This is a genomic window from Methanoregula sp. (assembly GCF_049690535.1).
Lineage (GTDB): Archaea > Halobacteriota > Methanomicrobia > Methanomicrobiales > Methanospirillaceae > Methanoregula.
In genome coordinates this window covers 1-22198 of record NZ_JBAVMX010000036.1, presented here as the reverse complement: position 1 = coordinate 22198, position 22198 = coordinate 1, and the positions used below count along the sequence as shown (strand labels likewise).

Genomic DNA, 22198 nt, shown 5'->3' with positions numbered 1-22198 from the left:
GGGCGAGGATTATTGGAGCAAGGGCTCTGCAGATATCAATGGGTGCTCCGTTACTAGTCACTACTTCACGGATCGATCCTTTGGAGATCGCCATCGAGGAATTCAACGAGAACGTTATCCCCATTACTGTAAAGAGACGATGAGAGGAACAGGCGCATGACGACCATTGAGGCAATCGAGCTGCGGACGATCCTTGACAGCCGGGGAAACCCGACGGTCGAAGCTGAGATCTTCACGACCGGCGGTTTTGGCCGGGCAGCAGCACCGAGCGGTGCAAGCACCGGTGCGGCGGAAGCAAAAGTCCTGCCCCCCAAAGAGGCAATCGACAATGCGGTTCAGAACCTTGTTCCTGCACTCATCGGGATGGACGCATCCGATCAGGAATCTTTTGACGACCAGCTCCGTGATATCGACGGGACTGCCGATTTCTCCGGGATCGGGGCAAACGTGGCAGTCGCGCTCTCCCTTGCAAATGCCAAGGCCGCCGCTTCTGCGCTCGGGCTCCCGCTCTTCCGGTACCTGGGCGGGGCGTTTGTCAATGAGATGCCGCTCCCGCTCGGTAACGTTATCGGTGGCGGTGCACATGCAGCAAATGCGACCGAGATCCAGGAATTCCTGATTGTTCCCGGGGGCGCAGCGGATGTCGAGGAGGCAGTCTTCGCGAACGCCGCTGTCCACAAGAACGTCAAAGAACTCTTAAAGAAAAAAGGAATTGCCGCCGGCAAGGGTGATGAGGGTGCATGGGCACCGCAGATTGATGATGCCCTCGCATTTGAGCTCATTGCCGAGGCAACCGGACGCGTGGCTGACGAGATGAATGTTTCGGTCGATATGGGTATCGACGTTGCGTCGAGCCAGATGTGGAACGGCACGGGATACAAGTACCGCGACCGTGTCCGCACGACCGAGGACCAGATCGCGTATATCGCCGAGCTCGTCGACAAATACAACCTTGTCTATGTCGAAGATCCTCTCCACGAAGACGACTTTGATGGGTTTGCAGAACTCAACCGCCAGATTGGCGACAAGTGCCTGCTGTGCGGGGACGACATCTTTGTTACCCAGGTCGACCGCATAGAGAAGGGCATCGAGACCGGTTCTACAAACTGCGTCCTCATCAAGCCAAACCAGGTCGGGACCCTTTCCGACACCTTTGAGGCCGTCCGCCTCGCTCACACCCATGGTCTGGACACGGTGATGAGTCACCGGTCCGGCGAGACCACGGATACCACCATTGCACACCTCGCCACCGCTTTCTCCTGCGTATTCTTAAAATGCGGAATAGTTGGCGGCGAACGCATTGCCAAATTAAACGAACTCATTCGCATAGAGGAACAACTATGACCCCAGTAAACGAGATGGAAATCGAATTAAAGGAACCGCTCATCCCCGTCGAGGAGTACCTGGCAGCCGGTGTCCACATCGGTACCCAGCAGAAAAGCGAGGACATGAAGAAGTTCATCTACCGCGTCCGCGGTGACGGGCTCTATATCCTTGATATCCGCGAAACCGATGCCCGGATCAAGACCGTTGCAAAGTTCTTAAACCAGTACGAGGCACCCGATGTCCTCGTCGTCACCTCCCGGCAGTACGGCCAGTACCCGGCCAAGAAATTCGCCGACACCATTGGCGCCATGTCCGCGACCGGCCGGTTCATCCCGGGCCTGTTGACAAACCCCGTCCTTGACGGGTATATCGAGCCGAAAGTCATCGTTGTGACCGACCCGATCGGTGATGCACAGGTTATCAACGAGGCCGTCCAGTGCGGTATCCCGGTTGTCGCGCTCTGCGATACCAACAATATGACCAAGTTCGTCGATCTCGTGATCCCGACAAACAACAAGGGCAGGAAAGCGCTCTCGATGATCTACTTCCTCCTGACCCGTGAGATGCTGCGCCTGCGTGGGATCTCGACGGCTCTTACCATGGAAGATTTCGAATCCGAGATCTGATGCGATCCCCATCGATCCCCTTTTTGGATCGATCGTTACATATAACAGAACGACCAGAGGGTTGATCCGATGAAGACGCGTTCATGCGCAGTTGCGGGCATGTTCTACCCCAAGGATCCCTCCCATCTCGGGCAGCTGCTGGAAGATTTCTTTTCCAGAACTGTTCCGGGCGGGAACTCCCTTGGGATTGTCTGCCCTCATGCCGGGTACGTCTACTCCGGGCAGGTCGCAGCCCACGCGTTTTCCACCATAGCCCCTGATTTTTCCGGAACTTTTGTCGTTATCGGTCCTTCCCATCATGGGTATCTCACGAGTGTCTCCGCACTGCCGTGGGAAACCCCCCTTGGGATTGTCGATACCGACACGGAGTTTGTCGGGGCGCTGGATATCGGGGTCGATGAGCTATCCCATGTGGAGGAGCATTCGATCGAAGTGCAGATGCCGTTTATCAAGTACCGGTTCCCTCGATCACGGGTCGTACCGGTGATGATGGGTGAGCAGGATCCCGCCCATGCCGCGGTGGTTGCAGAAAAGATTGTCGCGGCTCAAAGGCTGACGAAAAGGGATATCCGGATCGTCGCGTCCAGCGATTTTTCGCACTACGTGCCCGAGGCACAGGCAAAAGACGGGGATCTCTACGCGATCGGTGCGCTTACAACGCTTGACGTGAAGGAATTCTACCGGCGTATCCGGGAGAAACGCGTTACGGCCTGCGGGTACGGCCCGATCAGCGCCATGGTCTCCTCATGCATGTGCATGGGGGCACGATCCGGGCGGCTGATCCGCTATGGGACCAGTGGCGATGTTTCGGGCGACCATAACGCGGTCGTGGGGTACGCAGCCATTGCGGTGATGTAGGTTGGCAACGTGGAGTGCGCCGGGCAAGGTATTTCTGTTCGGCGAGCATGCAGTGGTATACGGAAAGCCTGGCATCGCCATGGCAATCAAGCCCCGTGTCTTTGTGACCGTGAGAAAATCACGGCGCCCCCAGCGGGCAAAATCCCCCTATATCGACGGGTGCTTTGAAGCGATGGGCGTCGTCGGGAGCGTGTACATCAACTCGCAGATCCCCAGTTCCTCGGGACTCGGGTCCTCTGCGGCAGTAACGGTCGCAACGCTGTCGGCCATAAACGACGAGTTTGCCATCGGCAAAAACCGGGAAGATATCGCAAATATGGCATTCGAGATCGAAAAAACGGTGCAGAAAGGGCGGGCGAGCCCCACGGATACCACGGTTTCCGCGTACGGGGGGATCGTACTTATTACCGGCGGATCGCGCCGGCGCCTCCCCCCCCAGAACATGCATCTGGTGATCGGCGACTCAATGGTCTCGCACAGCACGTCAAAGATGGTTGAGCAGGTTTCTGACCTCAAAAAGAGCAATCCGAAGATTGTCGATCCGATCCTGGATGCAATCGAGGGTGTCAGCCTCGCCGCCATCCACCACCTGAACAATCCCAAGGAACTGGGCAGGTACATGAACATGAACCACGCGCTCTTAGATGCTCTGGGTGTCGGGCACCCGCAGCTCTCCCGGCTTGTGCTCTCTGCCCGTTCAGCCGGGGCGTATGGTGCAAAACTCACGGGTGCCGGTGGCGGGGGATGCATGGTGGCTCTCTGCGCAAAGCCGATCCTGCACCGGGTCGCCCATGCGGTCCAGGCCTGCGATGCACGGGCGATCGTGACCGGTATCGACACAGAAGGAGTACGGAAGGAGAAGAATGTCTGACCGGATCATTCTCAAACTGGGCGGCAGCGTGATCACGGACAAGGGTGCAGACTGCACGGTTAACCGGGCTGCACTTGCCGGGATTGCGGCGGCCATTGCCGGTGTACCCGCAGCCCGGATTATTGTTGTCCACGGCGCCGGTTCCTGCGGGCACCCCGAAGCGCACCGGTACCACCTTGACAAGGGCGCAGTCACCGGGCAGACAGAAGGGATCTACGTGACCCACCGCGCTGTCAGCGCCCTGAATGATGCGGTTACGGGCGCCCTGCGGGAAGCCGGCGTGCCGGCGCTTGGCGTCCACCCGCTCCATGCTGGTGTCGCAGACAAGGGCAGGCTCGTCACGTTCGAGAGCCGGCATCTCGAACAGATGCTCGCGCTCGGGATGGTTCCTGTGATCCACGGCGACGTGGTGATGGACCTTTCACGCGGAGCCTGCATCGTATCGGGCGACCAGCTCGTGCGGTATCTCGCGGTTGCACTGAAATGCACCCGCGTGGGACTCGCCACCGATGTACCGGGAGTGCTGGATGGGGGGCATGTTGTCCCGGAGATTACTCCGGAGACCGTGCCAAAACTCCAGATCGGCAACTCGACACACACCGATGTAACCGGTGGAATGAAAGGGAAAATTGACGAACTGCTCGGGCTTGCCAAAGCAGGCATCGGTGCAGACATATTCCATGTCTCGCGTCTTGGGGATTTCCTTGCCGGAAACGACCATGGCGGGACAAAAGTGAGGGGAGTGTAAGGGTATGGCCGATAAGAAACGATTTACGTCGTCCCGCAAGCTCGACCACCTGCGCATCTGCGCGGAAAAGGACGTCGAGTCCGGTGACACAGGGTTTGGGGAGGTCAGGCTGGTCCACAATGCGCTGCCGGAATGCGACATGCGCACGATCGACCTGTCTACCCGGTTTCTGGGCCATACCCTTTCATCCCCTCTCTTTATCTCGGCAATGACCGGTGGTCATCCGGGAACAAAAGAGACAAATGCCCGCCTTGCCCGGATCGCCGAACGATTCGATCTGGGGATGGGCGTCGGCTCGCAACGGGCAGCGCTTGAGAGCCCGGATCTTGCGGATACGTTTTCGGTCGTCCGCGATGAGGCGCCTCATGCGTTTCTCGTCGCGAACCTCGGTGCCGTACAGCTCCGCGACCACGGGACTGCATGGGCAGAAAAAGCCGTCGAAATAATTGATGCGGATGCGATAGCGATCCACCTCAATTTCCTGCAGGAAGCCATCCAGCCGGAGGGCGACCACAACGCGACCGGCTGCCTTGCCGCGATTGCCGCACTTTGTGCGGAGATAAAAACCCCGGTGATCGTCAAGGAGACCGGGTGCGGGATCTCAAAAGAGGTTGCCCGTCAGTGCTGGGGTGCAGGTGCCCGGGCCATCGATATTGGCGGCTGGGGTGGCACCTCGTGGGCGGCAGTCGAGAGCGTCCGTGCCGATGAGAGCCGGAATGCACAGGACAAGCGCCTCAAGACACTTGGCGAGGACTTTGCCGGCTGGGGTATCCCCACGGCCGTGAGCCTTGCCGAAGTGGCAGGTACCGGAAGCCCGGTGATCGCATCGGGTGGTATCAGGAACGGCATTGACATGGCAAAGAGCCTTGCCCTCGGGGCCGATCTCTGCGGTATGGCGCTTCCGCTGTTGAAACCGGCCCTTGAGAGCGATGAGGCGCTTGCCTGCAGGATCGAGACGGTCCACCGCGAACTGGTGGGCTCGATGTTCCTGTGCGGCGCTGCACGGGTGCGCGATTTGCGCAGGGCCCGGCTCTTTATTACGGGGAAGACCCGGCAGATGATGGATGACGGGAATCCTGCATGATGCAGGACTGACCTGACAGATCAAAAATGCGGAACACAAGAGCAGGCTTTTTCTAAAAAAAATACCTGCACGACAAAAAAACAAGGAGAAAAAACATGGATATAGAAATTATTGCAGTGGGCGGATACAACGAGGTCGGGCGAAATATGACCGCTGTCCGCTGCGGAAAGGAAATTGTCATTTTTGACATGGGACTCCGCCTGGATCAGATGATGATCCATGAGGATGCGGAACTTGAGAATATGCATTCCCTCGATCTGATCAAGATTGGGGCGATACCTGACGATACGATGATGAACTCGGTCGAGGGGACCGTAAAGGCGATCGTCTGTTCCCACGGGCATCTCGATCATATCGGGGCGATCCCGAAACTGGCACACCGGTACAACGCGCCGATCATCGCCGCGCCTTATGCCGTGGAACTGATCCGGCAGCAGATCTCGGGCGAGCAGAAGTTCGGGGTTAACAACAAGCTCTTCGCGCTCAAACCCGGGCAGCGGTACACGATCTCGCAGCACCTGGTGCTCGAATTTGTCCGGACCCAGCACTCGATCATCGATACCGTGACGCCGGTGCTCCACACCCCGCATGGCGCGATCGTCTACGCCTGCGATTTCAAGCTTGACCGGACCCCGGTCATCGGCGAACCTCCGGACTTTGCCCGGTTCCGCCAGATTGGAAAGGAAGGCGTGCTCGCGCTTATCGTGGAGAGCACGTATATCGACCGGCCCGGCCGGTGCCCGAGTGAGCGGACCGCACGGGACCTTGTCCGGGATGTCATGACCAGTTACGAGGACGATAAAAGTTCCATTATTGTGTCGACCTTCTCATCCCATATCGCACGGGTCAAGACCATCGCAGAGTGTGCACACGAGATCGGCCGTAAGCCGGTGCTTCTGGGCCGCTCGATGGAGAAGTACTCGGTCACGGCAGAACAGATGAAACTCGTTTCGTTCCCCCAGGACACGAGTGTCTTTGGGAACCGGCGGACGGTCGACCGGACCCTGCGCCGTATGATGAAGGCAGGAAAAGAGAAGTTCCTCCCCATCATCACCGGCCACCAGGGAGAACCAGGATCCATCCTGACCCGGATTGCTCTTGGCGACACCCCGTATCAGCTTGCAAAGGGCGACAAGGTGCTCTTTTCCGCAAACGTGATCCCTAACCCGATGAACTTCGGACAGCGGTATATGGTCGAAGCGCACCTGAAAATGGCAGGCGCCCGGCTCTTTGAGGATCTTCACGTGAGCGGGCACGCGTTCCGCGAGGATCATTACGAGTTTGTCAGCCTCTTAAACCCGCAGCACATCATCCCGGCCCACGGGAATGTCAGGATGACTGCCTCATATGCTGAGTTTACCGGCGAGCTCGGGTACACGCTGGGTAACGATGTGCATCTCATGCAGAACGGCCAGCGGCTCAAGTTAAATTAAAATCGAGGAATCACGATGTCGGAACTTTCACCGTACCTGAAATCGGTCGCACACCAGATTGACGGCATGATTGACCAGTACTTCAACCATGCACCCGGGGAACTTAACAAGGCGTCCGCCCACCTGCTCAATGCCGGCGGTAAACGGCTCCGCCCCGCAGTGGTCATGCTCTCGGCAGAAGCGGTAAGACATGGGAGTTCCTCCGATATTATGCCCGCGGCGCTCGCGCTCGAAGTGACCCATACGTTCACCCTCATCCATGACGATATCATGGACGGCGACTCTCTGCGCCGGGGCGTACCCACGGTCCATACGAAATGGGACATGCCGACCGGCATTCTTGCCGGGGATGTCCTGTACGCCCGGGCGTTTGAGTTCATCTCGCAGGCGAAGGCCGACGAGGCGGCGAAGGTGCGGGCGACTGCGCTCCTCGCCCGTGCCTGCGCAGACATCTGCGAAGGCCAGCACATGGATATGTCTTTCGAACACCGGACCGATGTGACCGAAGAAGAGTACATGAAGATGGTCGAGATGAAGACCGGTGTGCTTTACGCCGCAGCCGCAGCCATCGGCGGCACCCTCGCAGGCGGGGACGAGCGGCAGGTGAAGGCGCTCTACCAGTTCGGTCTCAACACCGGCATCGCGTTCCAGATACAGGACGACCTCATCGATCTCCTGACACCTGCGGAAAAAAGCGGCAAGGACCAGGGTTCCGATCTCCGGGAAGGCAAGCAGACACTTATCATGATTATTGCCCGGAAAGAAGGTATCGATCTCCTGAAATACCGGCGCAAGCTCTCGCCAGCCGATATAAAAGCCGCGATCAGGGAACTCACCGATTCCGGTGTCATTGACGCGGTAAAAAAGAAGGCAGCAGGGCTTGTCGCAGACAGCAACCGGCTGCTCATGGTGCTCCCGGCCTCAAAGGAACGCCAGCTTCTCATGGATGTCGGCGAATTTTTTGTGACACGGAGCTTCTAGGATGGCAGCGGACGAGATCAAGTCCGCCCTGTTTTTGTGTGCACTCCAGAATGCCGTAAAGCATGGCGGCGTGCCTCAGGCAGGTGCGGTGATGGGGATGGTGATGGGTGCTCACCCCGAGATGCGCAAGCAGGCAAAGGAAGTGGCCGCTGCCGCAAAGGAAGCGATTGCCGATGTGGCAGCCCTCTCTCCCGAGGAAAGGGTGGCAAAACTCCAGTCCCTCTCGCCGGAGATGTTTGCCGCGCTCCACGAGAAGCACGAGCACAAGAAAGTGCTCCCCGAACTCGAAGGCGCAGAGCATGGAGTGGTCATGCGGTTTGCGCCAAATCCTTCGGGGCCACTCCATATCGGGCACGCCCGGGCGGCAGCGCTCAACGACGCCTACGTGAAGCAGTACGGCGGGCGGTACATCCTCCGTATCGAGGATACTGACCCGAAAAGGGTCGACCCCGAAGCCTACGAGATGGTAAAAGAGGACATCAAATGGCTGGGCCTCGGGATCACCGAGACGGTCACCCAGAGCGAACGGTTTCCCCTCTATTACGATCTCTGTAAACAGCTCATCGAGCGCGACGGAGCATACGTCTGCACGTGCGAGAACGAGCACTTCAAGGCGCTCAAGGACAAGAAAACTGCCTGCCCCTGCCGCGACCAGTCCGTCGAGACGGCACTGTCCCTCTGGGAGAGGATGCTTGAGGGCGGGTTTAAAGAGGGCGAGGCCTCGGTCCGGGTCAAGACCGATCTCCTCCATCCAGACCCGGCGATGCGTGACTACCCGATCTTCCGGATCCTTGATGCCCCGCGTCATCCGAAAGTGGGGGATGCCCGGGTCTACCCGCTCATGAACTTCTCGGTCGTTGCTGACGACCACCTGCTCGGCGTGACGCACGTGATCCGGGGTAAGGATCATATTGCAAACACCCGGCGCCAGCGCTACATCTACGACCACTTCGGCTGGAAGGTGCCGGTCTACCGGCACTACGGCCGGATGGGCATCGAGGGTGTGGTGCTCTCCACCTCCCAGATGCACCTTGGGATAAACGAGGGGAAGTATACCGGCTGGGATGACATCCATCTCGGGACGCTCCGGGCACTTGCCCGCAGGGGGATCAGCCCCGAGGCCGTGAAAAATGCAATGCTTGCAATTGGTATCGGCGATACTGACATCTCGTTCTCGTGGGACAACCTCTACGCGGAGAACAAGAAACTGGTTGACCCGGTTGCAAACCGGTATTTCTTTGTCCCGGAGCCGGTCACCGCTGTCGTGGAGGGCGCTCCGTGCCGCACGGCGCATGCGATGCTCCATCCCGGCGATGCGTCGAAAGGGAACCGGGAACTCCCGTTCGAAGGGACGGTTGTACTGCCAAAAACCGAGATTGGGCCGGATACAGCGATGGTGCGACTCAAGGATCTTTTCAACGTGAAGATTTCGTGGGACAGGGAGATACCCTCGTTTTCATACGGTGGAGATTCGCTTGCCGATGCCCGTGCAGCAAAGGCGCACATCATCCAGTGGCTGCCGGCAGAGCAGGCACTGCCCTGTACGCTCCTCACGATGGAAGGCGAGATGAAAGGCGTGTGCGAACCTGCCGTGGCAAAAGAACAGGGGAAGGTTGTACAGTTCGAGCGGATCGGGTTTGTCCGGATCGATACGGTCAGTGAATCCGGCGTCTTAGCGTATTTCACCCACACATAATTTTTTAAAAAAGTATACAAAAACGAATGGACTCGACGGGATTCGAACCCGTGGCCTCCACGTTGCAAACGTGGCGATCTACCCCTGATCTACGAGCCCTTTAGTGTGGCATATACTTTTTCTGCGGCTTGCTTATAGTTGTTACTGATCTGCCTTTGTAAGAAAAGAGGAAACGGGAGATCGCTCCCGATTGCAGGCTTATGAGTGTGTATGCTTGTAATAGATCGTAAAGCGGGTGGCACACAGCACGGCCGCACATGCGGTCAGAGCGCGAGATCAGTGGTGGCCGGGAACCGTGTTGAAATTTTCGTATCCGCCCGGGATCTCCCACGACAGCTGTTGCAGCTTCCTTTTTTTGCCGGTGGGGGGTGCAGTATTGCCGAAGATGAAGATTTTATAAAACACTAATGCCCAAGAACTTAATCATGCTTGGGGAATGCCCCCTAAAAAAAGACGGAGATAACCGTATGGTAAAACTGATCATTGAACCAAAGAAGGCAAAGGACGGCCAGATCGAATACATCGTCACGTACCACGATGTGAAGACCGACAACCTGTTCACGGTTACGACAACAAACGACATGAACGAGGCTGTGCAGCGCCTCAGGGAGACGCTTGAGAGTGAGGTAAAGACGCTCACCGCGAAGTAAAGTGTCATGTGAAAATTTTTTTGGGTCTTTTTTGTGTCTGAAGAAACAGATCGGGTTCAGGCCAGACCCCGGCAAATAAAAAACGAATGGACCCGGCGGGATTTGAACCCGCGGCCTCTACGTTGCGAACGTAGCGATCTACCCCTGATCTACGAGCCCGATGTGGTATTACAATTCTCCCGCGGATGGAATATAGTTGTTGCTGTGTTGGGGTACCCCCACGGGAAAAAGAAAAAAAATTTAGAGAATGATCTCGATGTCGAGCTTCTCTGCGAGTTCCTTGTACCGGTTCCTGATCGTGACTTCGGTGACGCCGGCCACTTCTGCCACTTCACGCTGGGTACGCCGCTCGCCGCCAAGGATGGACGAAATGTAGATCGCCGCAGCCGCGACACCGGTCGGGCCCCTGCCGCTCGTGAGCTCGCGTTCCCCGGCCTGGCGCAGGATCTCGACTGCACGGCTCTGGACCTCTCCCTTGAGCGTGAGCCCGGAGCAGAACCTGGGCACGTAGTCTATCGGGGAGGTCGGGAGGAGTTTTAAGCCGAGTTCTCTTGAGATGAACCGGTACGTCCTGCCTATCTCTTTTCTTGAGACACGGGACACTTCGGCGATCTCATCGAGTGTCCGCGGGACACTGCACTGCCGGCAGGCCGCGTAGAGCGCCGCTGCCGCAACGCCTTCGATGCTCCGGCCCCGGATCAGGTTCTTGTCCACTGCGTCACGGTAGACCACGGCGGCGGTCTCACGTACGTTTCTCGGGAGGCCGAGTGCCGAGGCCATGCGGTCGAGTTCCGAGAGTGCGAACGCGAGGTTCCTTTCGGTCGCATTACTGACACGGATCCGGCGCTGCCACTTGCGGAGACGGTAGAGCTGGGCACGATTCTTCGAAGAGATCGCACGGCCGTACGAGTCCCGGTTGCGCCAGTCGATCATCGTGGACAGACCCTTATCGTGGATTGTAAAGGTCATCGGGGCGCCGACTCTTGATCTCTTCATGCGCTGGTCGTGATCAAACGCACGCCACTCGGGGCCGCGGTCGATAAAATCATCATCGATCACAAGCCCGCAGCTCTGGCAGACCAGTTCTGCCCGCTCGTAATCGTGCACCAGCTGCCGGCTGCCGCACTCGGGACAGACCGTCTCGGTGTGGTTCTCGGCTTTCTTTTCTGACTCTTTTACTTTGATACGCGATTTGAGCGCTTCTCTTTCAGTCTGAAGGAGTTTTAATTTTTCAATTTCCTGCATCCGGCTTCACCATTGTTATCTTACTGTAGTCCTAAATGATCCAGAACGGGTCGTTTTTGGGGTACTGGATTCCTTCGCAAATACTTTTTCACCCGGTGCGACACTGCACGGGCCATGGGTGAGGACAAGGGCATAGGGGGACTTCACGTTCCCAAAGACGTCCATGATCTTTCCCACCAGTTTTGTCCTCCGGTCCATCACTTCGCTGTACAATCCCGGGAGCTGGGCGGCATCGCACTGGATGATGACCATCCGGCTGCCATAGGTGCTCATCGCTCGACCAACAACCTTCACTCTAAAGACACCCCCGGGGAGTATAACAAAGTACTAAATTAATTTAGTAATCTATATATGTGAAACCTCACGGTATTTAAACGTTCCGTGAAAGTATAAATAGAAATTTCAGGAACGGAGGAACTTATCGATATTTAAAGACATGATGCCCGCAGATTCCTCAACGGTCAGCCCGGCCCCCTCCGCTACGCACTGTTTGCTCGATCTGTCCAGCAGATCGCAAGGTGCATGCGCATCCGAATCTACGACCAGCTGGCACGAAGTTTCGCGTGCGATACGTGCCACATGGCCGTTCGTGCGGTTGTGCCCGCCCCGGGAGGTGATCTCAAGCGCGATCCCGTTCTCGTGGGCTAGCCGGGCGTCCTCGTGCGTGATGAGACCCGGGTGGGCAAGCACATTCACATCATCGCATGTGCAGGCCGCGTGGTTGGTGCCGGGTGCAACCGGTTCAACGGTCGTCTCCCCATGGACGAGTACGATCTCCGCCCCGGCCTCGCGGGCCAGCCGGGCGACCGCGGCGATCTGAGACGGGGGCACGTGAGTGATCTCGACCCCGCACAGGAGCCGGACCCCGAAAAGCCGGGCTGATTCCTGCACGTCAAGAAGCGTTTTTACTACTGACACTGCGTTGGACGTATCGACATGATCAGTGATGGCGACAGTGGTATACCCGAGTACAGCCATGCGCCGCACCAGTTCTGTGGGGAGCATCTCGCCATCGGAAAGGATTGTGTGGGTGTGGAGATCGTAGAGGCCGGTCACCGTTTTACCACCATGGTACGAGCAACTTTTTTGATGAGTGCCTCTTTTTTCCCGGTCCATGTGGCGATGACCCGTCCTTCGTGCCGGGCCCAGTGGGCCGGGTGGTGGCGCTCCTCGGACTGGCAGGCAATCCCGAGCCGTTTTAATGCCTGTTCGATATCTCCTGCTACTGGTCCTTTCGCGCCAAGCGTGCGTGGGACCCGTCGTCCTTTCTCCCGGGTGAGAGAGGCGTTAAAATAGCAGGGATACAGGATGCACTCGCCTTTTTCCATTGCATAAAAAGTATGGGGGTCAAGATATAAACACTGTCCGCTCAAAAAGTAATGACATGCACCATATCGACGTCAGAATGGAGAAGGATGTTTACGACGTCAACAACGCGATTGCGGACGGGAACGCCCGGCACTTAAAGGAACACAGCATACGGGCTTTCGATCTGCTCGGCGCGATTGGGTCGGGGAAGACTGCGCTTATCGAACGCCTCGTCCCGCTCCTGAAATCAAAAGGGTTACGGGCCGGCGCAATTGCAGGCGACGTGTATGGGGACGATGATTTCCGGCGGATTGTGGCGACCGGTATCCCTGCTTACAATGCGAACACCGGCAAGGAATGCCATCTCGATGCCCACCTTGTGGAGCACGCGATCGAGCACCTCCCGCTGGATGAGATAGATATCCTCTTTATCGAGAATGTGGGCAACATGGTCTGCCCGACCGATTTCCGGCTCGGTGCAGAGAAGAGGATTGTGATCGTCAGCTCGACCGAGGGGGACGATGTAGTCAACAAGCACCCGATGATGTTCCGCGATTGCACGATCGGGGTCATTAACAAGGTTGACCTCGCCCCGCTCGTGGGCGCGAACATCGCCCGGATGGAGTCCGACATCCACCGGTACAACCCGAAGATGCCGGTGTTCAAGACCAACATGAAGACCGGTGAGAATATCGTACCGCTTCTTGATGCCATCCTCGCGTGAGGCGACAGGAATCAGTCCCGATCGGGAAATAGTATAAATAACTCTGAAAGGAATATATAGAGCACCATTCTCGGAAAAGGGATTTTTCCGGAAAAAGAAAATTTAAGGAGTAACACCATGCAGTGGCAGGGAGAATCAGTACGGAAGGTAACCGGCGGCAGACGCCGGCCGGCACAGGGAAAGCGGAGATTTGAAGTCGGGCTTGCACCCGCAGACACGCACCTCGGTGAAAACCGGGCGAAGATTATCCGCACCACTGGCGGGAACACCAAGGTCCGGTCCATGCGTGCAGATTACGCGAACGTGACGAATCTCACGAACGGCGAGACCAAGAAAGTAAAGATCGAGACCGTTGAAGAGAACGGCGCAAACCCGAACTATGTCCGGCGGAACCTCCTCACCAAGGGAGCGATCGTCAGGACCGAGATCGGACGCGCCCGGATCATGAGCCGCCCCGGTCAGGACGGCATTATCAACGCGGTGTTACTCGCATAAACCAAAAAAAAAAGAATATCCCGTTTTTTTATTCATATTTTACGAAAACGTATCTTTACCGCTCGTGCGGTATCGTGCATGTTTTCAGAATCCCCGCACGGGACCAGCAATTGTTTTTTTAGGTTTGGCTCTCCCATAGTGTAACTATGCGAAGGATCTATTATCGTTACCCGCAACGGGTGGATCTCTCGTTTGCGATGGGAATGACGTTTCCTGAAACGCTGAAATACATCGCAGATCTGAACGGACAGGAATCCACCAAGACCACCGGCAAAGAACTGGTCCGGGTCAAGGTCAAAGTGGAGATCGCGACAAACCGGGCAGAATTCGGCGATATCACGCCCGATGTCCTTCGCCCCGGTGTCATCACGGAGGCTGCCGACATCAAAGTCTCGGTGCTTGCACTTGCCCTGCGCGGGGCCGGGAAAGTCCCGATTGCAAACGATGTTTTTTACGTACGGCTCACCGACCGGAACACCTGCACCGACATCGACATCGCACGGGAAAATGCTGCGGAAGGTCTCGATGCTCTTGATGTGAAAAACATCCTTCTTGGTAACCCGAATTGACCCTCCAGATCACGGTGGCCGCACCGTTCAAACACACCAGAAAGACCGGGATGCGCAAGAACGAGCTGGTCTATTACTACGCGCTCGACCGGAAATGGATGAGCACTGACCAGGCGGCCATCCTGCTCAGGCGGGCAGAAGAGGCGGGACTCATACGGCTGGAAAACGGCGTCTTTACGATCCTTTTTGACCCGGCCACCGTGACAATCCCTATCGGGTTCAAGCCAACATCGGCGGTCTTCGAGACAAACGATCCTGCGCAGGAACTGATCGGACGGATCATGAAGGCCCGGGGTGTGCCGGAGACAGAGGTCGTCGCCGGCATGAACAAACTCATTAAGGAACGGTTTGACGGGAACCTGCTACCGCCGGCGGCGCTTGTCCTGCTTGCAAAGCAATACCGGGTGCCGTACGAGGATTTGCGCGAAGCCCTGACTGCTGCGTTAAAGAACGAGTAAGCCCGCGCCTATTTGTCCTTTGATCTTTTTCCGGGTCATCTTCGCCTGTTTTTTCCCTTCAACCTCGGATTCGCTCTAAAAAACAATATTAAACCCAACGTGGAACAGGTATATATGCGAACACATATTCATGGGGGCAGACGCAGCTCGCCCGAGATCCCGTGGCTTCTGGTTGCCACGATTGTTGGTATTATTGTGGTCGTGGTCGTTGCACTCTTCTTCTTTACCGGTCTGGGTGGATCGTCAGCAGGTCACACTGCATCTAGTACAGCGACAGCGCAAACGACTACAAGCGCAGCGACATCGTCCGGTACATCGGGGTCATCGTCTGCTATCGTTGTTGTCACAACAACACCGGTGACCATCCCCGCCACGGGCGTCTATGTTCAGGTCGATTATATCGGCGGATTCACCGGTACCTATACGACAAATGGTGAAACCACAAAGGAAGCGGACTCGGGAATCAGAATGTACCCGGTGACCAATGCCACCGGCACGGTAACGGCAGTCTTCCAGAAAAACGACAATACCGCCACCCATCCGCTGACCGTGAGTATCTACAAGAACGGCAGCCAGCTCGCATCCAACAGCACGAGCGCATCCTACGGAAAGGTTACGGTTACAGCTGGCGTATAAGCCGGCTTTGGCCCGGACCCGTATTTTTTTCCTGATTTTGTTAACTGACATCACCGTTTTCGGTTCAATTGACCGTAAACTGTCCATGGATGCCAAACGGGATTTAGTGTGAAGGTATCGATATAGCACGTGAACTGATCGCGCATCTCGGTTGAAGATAGCGTACCCTCTTATCTCTAAAACACGTTGTGCCGGGATCTCGTGTATAAAATACCGGTAGGGGGCGATATGCTGTCTCTGGTCAAATTTCGGGAGTTACGATCTGGAGGAACGGCCCCCGGGTTATCACGGTACCCTTCAACACACATCTCTCAAATACCATCGTCTCCCACTCTACATTACTAAAAACCCGCATATTATGAAGCCTGTCATCCTCCACAACAGTACATTCTACAACGGCGATTGCATCCGTGGTGCAGCCCGGTACATCCCGGCTAACTCCGTTGATCTCATCATCACTGATCCCCCGTATGGGATTAACGGGGACAAACTTCACCAGCATTATAACCGGAACGAGGATTTTGTCGTTGAAGGATATGTCGAGATCTCGCAAAAAGAGTATGCGGAGTTCAGTGAGAAATGGATCCGGGAAGCAGAACGGGTGCTCAGGCCCGGCGGGTCGATCTACATCGTATCCGGATACACCAACCTCATCGATGTTCTCAATGCATTACGGAAAACAACCCTCAAAGAGATCAACCACATCATCTGGAAATATAACTTCGGGGTATTCACCCGCCAGAAATACGTTTCATCCCACTACCACATCCTGTTTTACGAAAAGTCCGGAGGAACCCGGACATTCAACCTTGAATCCCGGTATGGTCTTGATGAAAAATCCGGGGATAACCGGTCCCTCAACAATACCGACCGCGAAGATGTCTGGATTATCAACCGCGAATATAAACCCGGGCAGATCAAGAACAAGAACGAGCTCCCCGCAAAACTGCTCTTCAAGATGATCCAGTACAGCAGTAACGAGGGAGATCTGGTCTGTGATTTCTTCCTTGGCGGTTTCTCCACCGCAAAAGTTGCCTTGGGCCTCAACCGCAGGGTACTTGGATTTGAGATCTCCAGAAAAATGTTCGACACGAAGATCAAGGAGATTGAAACGTTAAGACCCGGCTGTTTTATTCCCTCGCTGCGGCATTCAGTAGCAAGTATTCCTGAAAATCACGGCAAGTCATGGACACAAGAAGATTGCATTCGTCTGAAGGAAGAATACGGGCGGCTCGTTTCAAAAGGGACGACAAAAAAAGAGTTGATCGCGCAGCTTGGTGAGATGTTTTGCCGTGGCCGGTGGTCTATTGAGAAGGCCTTAAAAAAGAACGGGTGTGTAGAAAAAAAGAGAATGGCAAAAAAGACTTTTTCAGAATTTACATGACAGAATTTCAGCGGCTGATCGGTTCAACCGGACGGATCGAGGCCACGTTCCGATTTAAACGCAAAAAGAATATTTTCTCGTCTCCTCCCGCGAGAGGGTAAATACGACCCGGTCTCCCATGACAAGGGATTTTTCCGGCCGAACCGGCTCCGGCCGTGTTCATACGCTTAACTGCAGTTGGAATACGGGCACCAGCCCCTGAACCAGCAGTTGCAGCAGGAGTACCTGAGTCCTTTGGGACACTTGATCCTGGTTTGCATACAATCTGGTTATTTCAGGAGGGAATATATCTGGCGTTGAGTGAAATTTGTTTTGCACTTACCTGCCGGAAAAATCTCTTGAAATTAGATTGTAATGCAGGGATGCCCACGGCCGGGCAAAATCCCTGGGATCGCGTTTTTAAAATCTCCATTCAGAACCCGGGAGCAAACACCGGCAGATACGCAAGCGTACCGCCAATGCACCAAAAACAACAACGTGAAAAAAGTATCAGAGCCGCGGAATTACTTCCGGACTTTTCTCTCTTTTGCCTTCTTCTCTTCGCCCTCGGCCTTCTCTACCTTGGGGAAGATTTCATCAAGGGTCTTCTCGCCGTACGCGGTCACGCGTGCGTTGACCTGCACGAACTCAAGGGTGATCTCGTTGGCGCGGATCATCTTTCTCTTGCGCTCCCCCTCCATTACCGGGTGGAACCCGACGCCTTCCGCGAGCAGGAGTCTCCTTCTTCCTGCGCCGGGCAGGCTCTTTCTCGCGGGAATCCCGGTCTGGTCCGTGCCCCCGGTGATCAGGATCTTATAGCCTGCAAGCCCGAGCGGGCCTGCGTCAAGTTCGTCTCCGATTTTCTTCCCTACGATCGATCCTGCTGCGCCGGTGCTGGCATCAACATTGTAGGCGCGACCGGTCTTGGGGTCTGAAACAACTACTTTTAACTCAACCATGCTTGATTCTCCTTATTGACTTATCCCGGACTGCCCCCGTTAACGGGCGACCCGTTCACTCTCCGGCTATCCGGCGCAAGAACGCCTGTGCACGTGAAGTACCTATGTTATTCTACCGTTACGCTATTAAATCCTCGCGTCACTCAAAGGTGCAGCCACACATGCCGGTTCGCGGGGCCGCTCACTTGCCCCAGAACGGCTCTGACTTGCGTCGGATCGCAACGAACTCGGCAAGGACTTCCTGCGTGCTGATATTCAGGTTCTTGAGCATCTCACGTTCGAGCACTTTTACGTGCCGCTCGGGAAGATCCACGAGCAGATCGTCGCCCACGTTCAGCTGTCGGCCGATCGTTGCGCCCTCTATCGAGATCGCCACTTCAAGGCCGGCATCCGCTTCCTTGATTGATTCCTGCCGGAGCTGCATGGATTTCAGGTGCCCGACCTTCTTCCCGTCCAGCTTGACGAGGTCGACATCGCCCCGGAGTTTCCCGCCCAGCACCCGCACCCCGACCACTGCCGGGTTGCTCTGCCGGAACACGCAGTCCGGCAGCAGCCGGATCTTCGCCGGCATCATCACGTGCTCGAACTGTGCTTTCTCCGCGATCCGCTTCTGCTCGTCCCGCCACGCGACGTACTGGTCGATGAGCTGGTAAATTACCTGTGCAGAGAAAACTTTCACCTGCGTATAGAGCGGGTCCTTGATAATCTCCGCCGCATCGGGGAGAATCGGGGTGTTGAACGACAGGAGCACGCGGAACGCCGGGTTCTTGATGGTTTCGGTGTCGATCAGGTCGTGTCGGCTCACCGGGCCGACCTGCGCCCGCATCACCTTGATGTTTTTTGCTTCCAGTTCCTTGCAGAGCGCTTCCAGGGCGCCAATCGTGTCCGCCTTGATCACGATGCCCTCTTCGGCAAGGTTGACGTGGATCTCTTCCATCTCCTTCCTGATCCGGATTGAAAGCTCATCGATATTGTCCCGGATAACAAAGAGTGGCGAACCCGCGATCACCTTTTCGAGGCCCGGGGCCGAGACCTTGATCCCCGCTGCTGCCGCCACGGATTTGACATGCTCGAACTTGTCCTCAACAAGGATCTCCTTTAATGGGTGTGGCTTCAAGAGCGAGCGGACCTTGGTCACCACGATATCATCCTGTGAGGCCATCGCGATCTCATCGCCCACCGAGAGCGTGCCATCGTACAGGATCACATCCAGTGTCGCTCCGAGTCCCCGTTCCTCTTTTACTTCAAGGACCGTGCCGGAACCCGGCCCCTCAACCGCAAGTTTGAGTTCCTCTCCAAGGTAGCGCTGGGCAAGCCCGATCATGACCATCAAAAGGTCGGCGATCCCCTCTCCCGTGTGGGCGCTCACCGGCACGATCGCAAGGTTACGCCGGAAATCCGAGACCCGGTCGTACCGGTCCGCTGAAAACCCGAGGTCAGAGAGATTGCCTACGATCTCGTAGGTTTTCGTCTCGACATCGGTCTTTACCCGCTCGTTCTGTTTTGCATATGTCGAAAGGAATGACTCATTCTTGTTGATCCGCCAGCCGTGAAGCCGGTCGACTTTTGTCGCCGCTATCACAAACGGCGTCTTACAGTTCCGCAGGATCTGCAAAGCCTCGATTGTCTGGGGCTGGAAACCCTGGTTGATATCGACAACGAGGATCGCCATGTCAGCGAGTGCACCACCCCGGGCCCTGAGCGTCGTAAACGCATGGTGCCCCGGGGTATCAATAAAGAGAAGGCCGGGGATGTTGATGGGGATCTTCTCCATCGACCCGCTCATCATGCGGATTGCTTCTATGGGGACGATTGTTGCCCCGATATGCTGGGTGATCGCTCCCGCTTCCGATGCGACAACCGATGAGCCGCGTATCCGGTCAAGAAGCGAGGTCTTGCCATGATCCACATGCCCCATAACGCACACAATCGGCGTCCTGATCTTCGGGTCTGCCGCCATATCCCCACCTTTCCGTTCGCATGTGCCCTGATAACAGTGGATTAAAAATCATCCGTGGCGCGGCATCATCCGATGCCGCATGCCCCCCTAAAAATATCCTGTCAAGGCCACCTGATAACTTAATGGACGCCCCACCCTATTAATAATCGCTCCCGGACAGTGTCCATGGTCCGGCCGGTCATCCGTTGCGGGGGTACCTGGTGGAGCAGGGAGTTAAATTAATCAGAGTCCACGACCAAATTAACAGGAACATCTGCCAGGGTAGGGTAGTCTGGTTATCCTAAGGGGCTGTGGATCCCTCGACCCGGGTTCAAATCTCGGCCCTGGCCTTGTTACTTTTCGTTAAAATCTATTCCTGAATTTGAGCCTTGTTTACGCATATTTCCTCATAAACAGGTATCGAAAAATAATAGAAATTTCTCGCGTTGCAGGCTCAAAGGTGAGGCTCTTTTTGTGCGTGAATGGTTTCGAATCTTCGGAATTAAAAAGAGGAATGGTGTTACGATACCGATGCCTGGATGGTCCAGGGGCCGCTTGCCGTAACGTTCAGGTAATATTTTCCCGTGTTCAGGCTCTGGGTTTTTGTCCCGGAATACACGCCGATTTTGTTTGCGAGAGGAGTCAGCTGGTTGCCCCGGTCATCATTGAGCCAGACAATAAAATTACTCGGGCCTGAGTAGGTCAGGGTAAATACCCATAACCCGGATTCGGTTGCGGTGAAAGGCACAATCATATTGCCGGTCCCGGAAAGAACTGCGGATGGCCCTGCTGTTGCAGTCGGGCTTCCCGCAGACATGCCGGTCCCCTGGTAAAGGGAATACACGATACTGGGAGCCTCCTGTTTGTAGATCGTATTGGCAGACCTTTCGTGGATCCAGAGGGTATTTTTCCCGGTATCGCGGGTCACAAGATACGTATTGTCCCCTGCGGGAATCCACGTCCCGTTGTAACACACATTGGGGATGCTGGAATCCGTCTCCTGCGTTTTGCCATTTACATCGAAAACGATCTGGAACTGGTGCCCGGAGCCGGTGCTCCTCCAGATCCCGACAATGGGGTCAAAGGATACTTTCGTGGCCGAGGATCCCGACGGCGTGACAAATGGTGAAAGGGCATCCGCGGCCGCCGGGGCAGGGGGGGTCGTGCCGGCACCTGTACACCCGGCCGCAAGGACAAGGGCGATACAGAGAACGATCAGGACAAGTGACCCGATTCCCTGCAGATTATGGATATGGCAGACTGATCGTAGTTTCATACCCGGTTTGGCACTCCCTGATAATTCTATACTATATCATCCGGGTTTTGAGAACTTTCCGGTGATGTAACCACCAGGTTATATCTATCGATCCTCTATTGTTGCCTTCGACGGCAGGAGCAGTGCTGCCGGTGCTGGTCCCCCGTTACGATCGGGTCCCCGACAATTTTTTGAGGAACGGGCAGCCTTTTGTAGATTCGCCGGTAAACGGATCGTGTGGACTCACTTACTCACGCGCTTGTCGCGGCCATCTTCGCTTACGCTCTCGGGTTCCCGCATTTCATTCCGTTTGCAGTAATTGGTGCCGTGATCATCGATACCGATGTGCTCTTTTCCCTCATCTCCAACAGACACCCGTCGCTCTACCTCTTTATCCACGGCGGGATCGCCCACAGCCTTGCGGGCGCGGTCGTGATGTCAGTCCTCGCATATGCCGGCATCACCCTTGCGGCCCTTGCAGGGCTCGTCGCTCCGGCACTCCTCGTCCGCGCCGGCCCTGCCGGGTTTGTTGTGGTACTCGCGGGCGCGTTCCTGCACATTGCCATGGATCTCCCGGCAACGCCCGGTCTCCCGCTCCTCGCCCCGGCCTCCGATAAGAAATATGCCCTTTTCCTCCTCCCGGGCCCGAGCATATTTTTAATGGCAGTCAGTCTCTTTTTCCTGATCTGGATGGCACTGGGGGTCGTCACTCTCGCGGAAGGGATGGTCGCTTACGGGACGATCATTGTTGTGTTCCTGCTCGTTCGGTTCGCCGCGTTCCTTGCATCTCGGCCGGCGCTTCGCGGCACTATGTGGGCGATCCCGCAGGTGAACCCGCTGCGGTGGCTTGCAGTTTACGAGAGCGGGGATGCTTGGATGGCACGGGACTACCGGATCGGCCTTGGGATGACCGACCCGGTGAGCTACCAAAAATTCAGAAATACGAGCCAAAAAGAGGTCGCCTCCTGTTCTGC

At 56.2% G+C, this 22198-nt stretch carries 25 protein-coding genes and 3 tRNA genes; 19 read left to right on the top strand and 9 right to left on the bottom strand.

What is annotated here, in order from left to right:
- The 10 genes from WCE46_RS03215 to WCE46_RS03170 all read left to right on the top strand — a co-directional run.
- Window positions 1–143: DNA-directed RNA polymerase subunit K (locus WCE46_RS03215; RefSeq protein WP_422190294.1), on the top strand; the 143-nt coding region annotated here is incomplete at its 5' end.
- A 13-nt stretch (window positions 144–156) separates the two neighbouring features.
- Complete coding sequence (gene eno / locus WCE46_RS03210; protein ID WP_424732262.1) at window positions 157–1344, top strand: phosphopyruvate hydratase; 1188 nt, start codon at window positions 157–159, stop codon at window positions 1342–1344.
- Window positions 1341–1952, top strand: coding sequence for a 30S ribosomal protein S2 (rpsB, locus tag WCE46_RS03205; RefSeq protein ID WP_424732261.1), 612 nt, complete (start codon window positions 1341–1343; stop codon window positions 1950–1952). The genes eno and rpsB overlap by 4 nt, the downstream gene beginning before the upstream one ends.
- 69 nt (window positions 1953–2021) lie before the next feature.
- Complete coding sequence (amrB, locus tag WCE46_RS03200; RefSeq protein ID WP_424732260.1) at window positions 2022–2810, top strand: AmmeMemoRadiSam system protein B; 789 nt, start codon at window positions 2022–2024, stop codon at window positions 2808–2810.
- A gap of 1 nt (window position 2811) precedes the next feature.
- On the top strand, window positions 2812–3681 hold the full coding sequence (gene mvk, locus WCE46_RS03195; protein ID WP_424732259.1) for a mevalonate kinase: 870 nt from the start codon (window positions 2812–2814) through the stop codon (window positions 3679–3681).
- Entirely contained in the window at window positions 3674–4429 is a 756-nt protein-coding gene (locus tag WCE46_RS03190) for an isopentenyl phosphate kinase (protein WP_424732258.1), read from the top strand. Before mvk ends, WCE46_RS03190 begins: the two co-directional genes overlap by 8 nt.
- A gap of 4 nt (window positions 4430–4433) precedes the next feature.
- On the top strand, window positions 4434–5513 hold the full coding sequence (fni, locus tag WCE46_RS03185) for a type 2 isopentenyl-diphosphate Delta-isomerase (protein ID WP_424732257.1): 1080 nt from the start codon (window positions 4434–4436) through the stop codon (window positions 5511–5513).
- Window positions 5514–5608: 95 nt separating this feature from the next.
- Complete coding sequence (locus WCE46_RS03180) at window positions 5609–6946, top strand: RNase J family beta-CASP ribonuclease (RefSeq protein WP_424732256.1); 1338 nt, start codon at window positions 5609–5611, stop codon at window positions 6944–6946.
- 15 nt (window positions 6947–6961) lie between these two features.
- Window positions 6962–7927, top strand: coding sequence for a polyprenyl synthetase family protein (locus tag WCE46_RS03175; protein ID WP_424732255.1), 966 nt, complete (start codon window positions 6962–6964; stop codon window positions 7925–7927).
- Window position 7928: 1 nt separating this feature from the next.
- Window positions 7929–9623: a glutamate--tRNA ligase gene (locus WCE46_RS03170; RefSeq protein ID WP_424732254.1), complete on the top strand. Its 1695-nt coding sequence runs from the start codon at window positions 7929–7931 to the stop codon at window positions 9621–9623.
- Window positions 9624–9650: 27 nt separating this feature from the next.
- Here the strand turns inward: WCE46_RS03170 and WCE46_RS03165 are convergent.
- Window positions 9651–9722: transfer RNA gene (locus tag WCE46_RS03165), tRNA-Ala, on the bottom strand.
- A gap of 368 nt (window positions 9723–10090) precedes the next feature.
- Here WCE46_RS03165 and WCE46_RS03160 point away from each other — a divergent pair.
- Window positions 10091–10273: a hypothetical protein gene (locus tag WCE46_RS03160; protein WP_424732253.1), complete on the top strand. Its 183-nt coding sequence runs from the start codon at window positions 10091–10093 to the stop codon at window positions 10271–10273.
- 87 nt (window positions 10274–10360) lie between these two features.
- Here the strand turns inward: WCE46_RS03160 and WCE46_RS03155 are convergent.
- The 5 genes from WCE46_RS03155 to WCE46_RS03135 form a co-directional block, all read right to left on the bottom strand.
- A tRNA-Ala gene (locus tag WCE46_RS03155) sits at window positions 10361–10432 on the bottom strand.
- Window positions 10433–10513: 81 nt separating this feature from the next.
- Window positions 10514–11518 carry a transcription initiation factor IIB gene (locus tag WCE46_RS03150; protein WP_424732252.1) on the bottom strand — a complete coding sequence of 335 codons (1005 nt, stop codon included), beginning with the start codon at window positions 11516–11518 and terminating at the stop codon, window positions 10514–10516.
- Window positions 11519–11533: 15 nt separating this feature from the next.
- A complete protein-coding gene (locus tag WCE46_RS03145; RefSeq protein WP_424732251.1) occupies window positions 11534–11812 on the bottom strand; it encodes an H/ACA ribonucleoprotein complex subunit GAR1 in 279 nt (92 codons plus the stop codon).
- 108 nt (window positions 11813–11920) lie between these two features.
- A complete protein-coding gene (locus WCE46_RS03140) occupies window positions 11921–12574 on the bottom strand; it encodes a histidinol phosphate phosphatase domain-containing protein (protein ID WP_424732250.1) in 654 nt (217 codons plus the stop codon).
- The gene (locus WCE46_RS03135; RefSeq protein ID WP_424732249.1) at window positions 12571–12846 is read right to left on the bottom strand and encodes a signal recognition particle subunit SRP19/SEC65 family protein; all 276 of its coding nucleotides are present in this window, start codon (window positions 12844–12846) and stop codon (window positions 12571–12573) included. The genes WCE46_RS03140 and WCE46_RS03135 overlap by 4 nt, the downstream gene beginning before the upstream one ends.
- Window positions 12847–12902: 56 nt before the next feature.
- Between WCE46_RS03135 and hypB the strand changes: the two genes are divergently transcribed.
- The 6 genes from hypB to WCE46_RS03105 all read left to right on the top strand — a co-directional run bounded on the left by hypB (window position 12903) and on the right by WCE46_RS03105 (window position 17092).
- Window positions 12903–13550, top strand: a complete 648-nt coding sequence (gene hypB / locus WCE46_RS03130; RefSeq protein WP_424732248.1) for a hydrogenase nickel incorporation protein HypB — start codon at window positions 12903–12905, stop codon at window positions 13548–13550.
- 117 nt (window positions 13551–13667) lie between these two features.
- Window positions 13668–14045, top strand: a complete 378-nt coding sequence (locus WCE46_RS03125; protein ID WP_424732247.1) for a 30S ribosomal protein S8e — start codon at window positions 13668–13670, stop codon at window positions 14043–14045.
- Window positions 14046–14191: 146 nt separating this feature from the next.
- Window positions 14192–14614, top strand: coding sequence for a hypothetical protein (locus tag WCE46_RS03120; protein WP_424732246.1), 423 nt, complete (start codon window positions 14192–14194; stop codon window positions 14612–14614).
- A complete protein-coding gene (locus WCE46_RS03115) occupies window positions 14611–15072 on the top strand; it encodes a DUF2240 family protein (RefSeq protein ID WP_424732245.1) in 462 nt (153 codons plus the stop codon). Before WCE46_RS03120 ends, WCE46_RS03115 begins: the two co-directional genes overlap by 4 nt.
- Window positions 15073–15186: 114 nt before the next feature.
- The gene (locus tag WCE46_RS03110; RefSeq protein WP_424732244.1) at window positions 15187–15708 is read left to right on the top strand and encodes a hypothetical protein; all 522 of its coding nucleotides are present in this window, start codon (window positions 15187–15189) and stop codon (window positions 15706–15708) included.
- A 358-nt stretch (window positions 15709–16066) separates the two neighbouring features.
- Window positions 16067–17092, top strand: coding sequence for a DNA-methyltransferase (locus WCE46_RS03105; RefSeq protein WP_424732243.1), 1026 nt, complete (start codon window positions 16067–16069; stop codon window positions 17090–17092).
- Between the two features lie 503 nt (window positions 17093–17595).
- Here WCE46_RS03105 and WCE46_RS03100 read toward each other — a convergent pair.
- On the bottom strand, window positions 17596–18030 hold the full coding sequence (locus WCE46_RS03100; protein WP_424732242.1) for a 30S ribosomal protein S6e: 435 nt from the start codon (window positions 18028–18030) through the stop codon (window positions 17596–17598).
- Window positions 18031–18211: 181 nt separating this feature from the next.
- Complete coding sequence (infB, locus tag WCE46_RS03095; RefSeq protein WP_424732241.1) at window positions 18212–19990, bottom strand: translation initiation factor IF-2; 1779 nt, start codon at window positions 19988–19990, stop codon at window positions 18212–18214.
- A gap of 255 nt (window positions 19991–20245) precedes the next feature.
- Here infB and WCE46_RS03090 point away from each other — a divergent pair.
- Window positions 20246–20319, top strand: a tRNA-His gene (locus WCE46_RS03090).
- A gap of 170 nt (window positions 20320–20489) precedes the next feature.
- On the opposite strand, the gene WCE46_RS03085 is transcribed toward WCE46_RS03090, so the two are convergent.
- A complete protein-coding gene (locus tag WCE46_RS03085) occupies window positions 20490–21245 on the bottom strand; it encodes a hypothetical protein (protein WP_424732240.1) in 756 nt (251 codons plus the stop codon).
- 216 nt (window positions 21246–21461) lie between these two features.
- Here WCE46_RS03085 and WCE46_RS03080 point away from each other — a divergent pair.
- Window positions 21462–22198 (top strand): metal-dependent hydrolase (locus WCE46_RS03080; RefSeq protein ID WP_424732239.1); only part of this gene is annotated, 737 nt, incomplete at its 3' end.

What these genes read in the sequence shown, in the direction of transcription:
- eno (WP_424732262.1), top strand. Translation starts at nt 157, where the DNA reads ATGACGACCATTGAGGCAATCGAGCTGCGGACGATCCTTGACAGCCGG.
- rpsB (WP_424732261.1), top strand. Translation starts at nt 1,341, where the DNA reads ATGACCCCAGTAAACGAGATGGAAATCGAATTAAAGGAACCGCTCATC.
- amrB (WP_424732260.1), top strand. Translation starts at nt 2,022, where the DNA reads ATGAAGACGCGTTCATGCGCAGTTGCGGGCATGTTCTACCCCAAGGAT.
- WCE46_RS03190 (WP_424732258.1), top strand. Translation starts at nt 3,674, where the DNA reads ATGTCTGACCGGATCATTCTCAAACTGGGCGGCAGCGTGATCACGGAC.
- fni (WP_424732257.1), top strand. Translation starts at nt 4,434, where the DNA reads ATGGCCGATAAGAAACGATTTACGTCGTCCCGCAAGCTCGACCACCTG.
- WCE46_RS03180 (WP_424732256.1), top strand. Translation starts at nt 5,609, where the DNA reads ATGGATATAGAAATTATTGCAGTGGGCGGATACAACGAGGTCGGGCGA.
- WCE46_RS03175 (WP_424732255.1), top strand. Translation starts at nt 6,962, where the DNA reads ATGTCGGAACTTTCACCGTACCTGAAATCGGTCGCACACCAGATTGAC.
- WCE46_RS03170 (WP_424732254.1), top strand. Translation starts at nt 7,929, where the DNA reads ATGGCAGCGGACGAGATCAAGTCCGCCCTGTTTTTGTGTGCACTCCAG.
- WCE46_RS03160 (WP_424732253.1), top strand. Translation starts at nt 10,091, where the DNA reads ATGGTAAAACTGATCATTGAACCAAAGAAGGCAAAGGACGGCCAGATC.
- WCE46_RS03150 (WP_424732252.1), bottom strand. Translation starts at nt 11,518, where the DNA reads ATGCAGGAAATTGAAAAATTAAAACTCCTTCAGACTGAAAGAGAAGCG.
- WCE46_RS03135 (WP_424732249.1), bottom strand. Translation starts at nt 12,846, where the DNA reads ATGGAAAAAGGCGAGTGCATCCTGTATCCCTGCTATTTTAACGCCTCT.
- hypB (WP_424732248.1), top strand. Translation starts at nt 12,903, where the DNA reads ATGCACCATATCGACGTCAGAATGGAGAAGGATGTTTACGACGTCAAC.
- WCE46_RS03125 (WP_424732247.1), top strand. Translation starts at nt 13,668, where the DNA reads ATGCAGTGGCAGGGAGAATCAGTACGGAAGGTAACCGGCGGCAGACGC.
- WCE46_RS03120 (WP_424732246.1), top strand. Translation starts at nt 14,192, where the DNA reads ATGCGAAGGATCTATTATCGTTACCCGCAACGGGTGGATCTCTCGTTT.
- WCE46_RS03110 (WP_424732244.1), top strand. Translation starts at nt 15,187, where the DNA reads ATGCGAACACATATTCATGGGGGCAGACGCAGCTCGCCCGAGATCCCG.
- WCE46_RS03105 (WP_424732243.1), top strand. Translation starts at nt 16,067, where the DNA reads ATGAAGCCTGTCATCCTCCACAACAGTACATTCTACAACGGCGATTGC.
- WCE46_RS03100 (WP_424732242.1), bottom strand. Translation starts at nt 18,030, where the DNA reads ATGGTTGAGTTAAAAGTAGTTGTTTCAGACCCCAAGACCGGTCGCGCC.
- infB (WP_424732241.1), bottom strand. Translation starts at nt 19,990, where the DNA reads ATGGCGGCAGACCCGAAGATCAGGACGCCGATTGTGTGCGTTATGGGG.
- WCE46_RS03085 (WP_424732240.1), bottom strand. Translation starts at nt 21,245, where the DNA reads ATGAAACTACGATCAGTCTGCCATATCCATAATCTGCAGGGAATCGGG.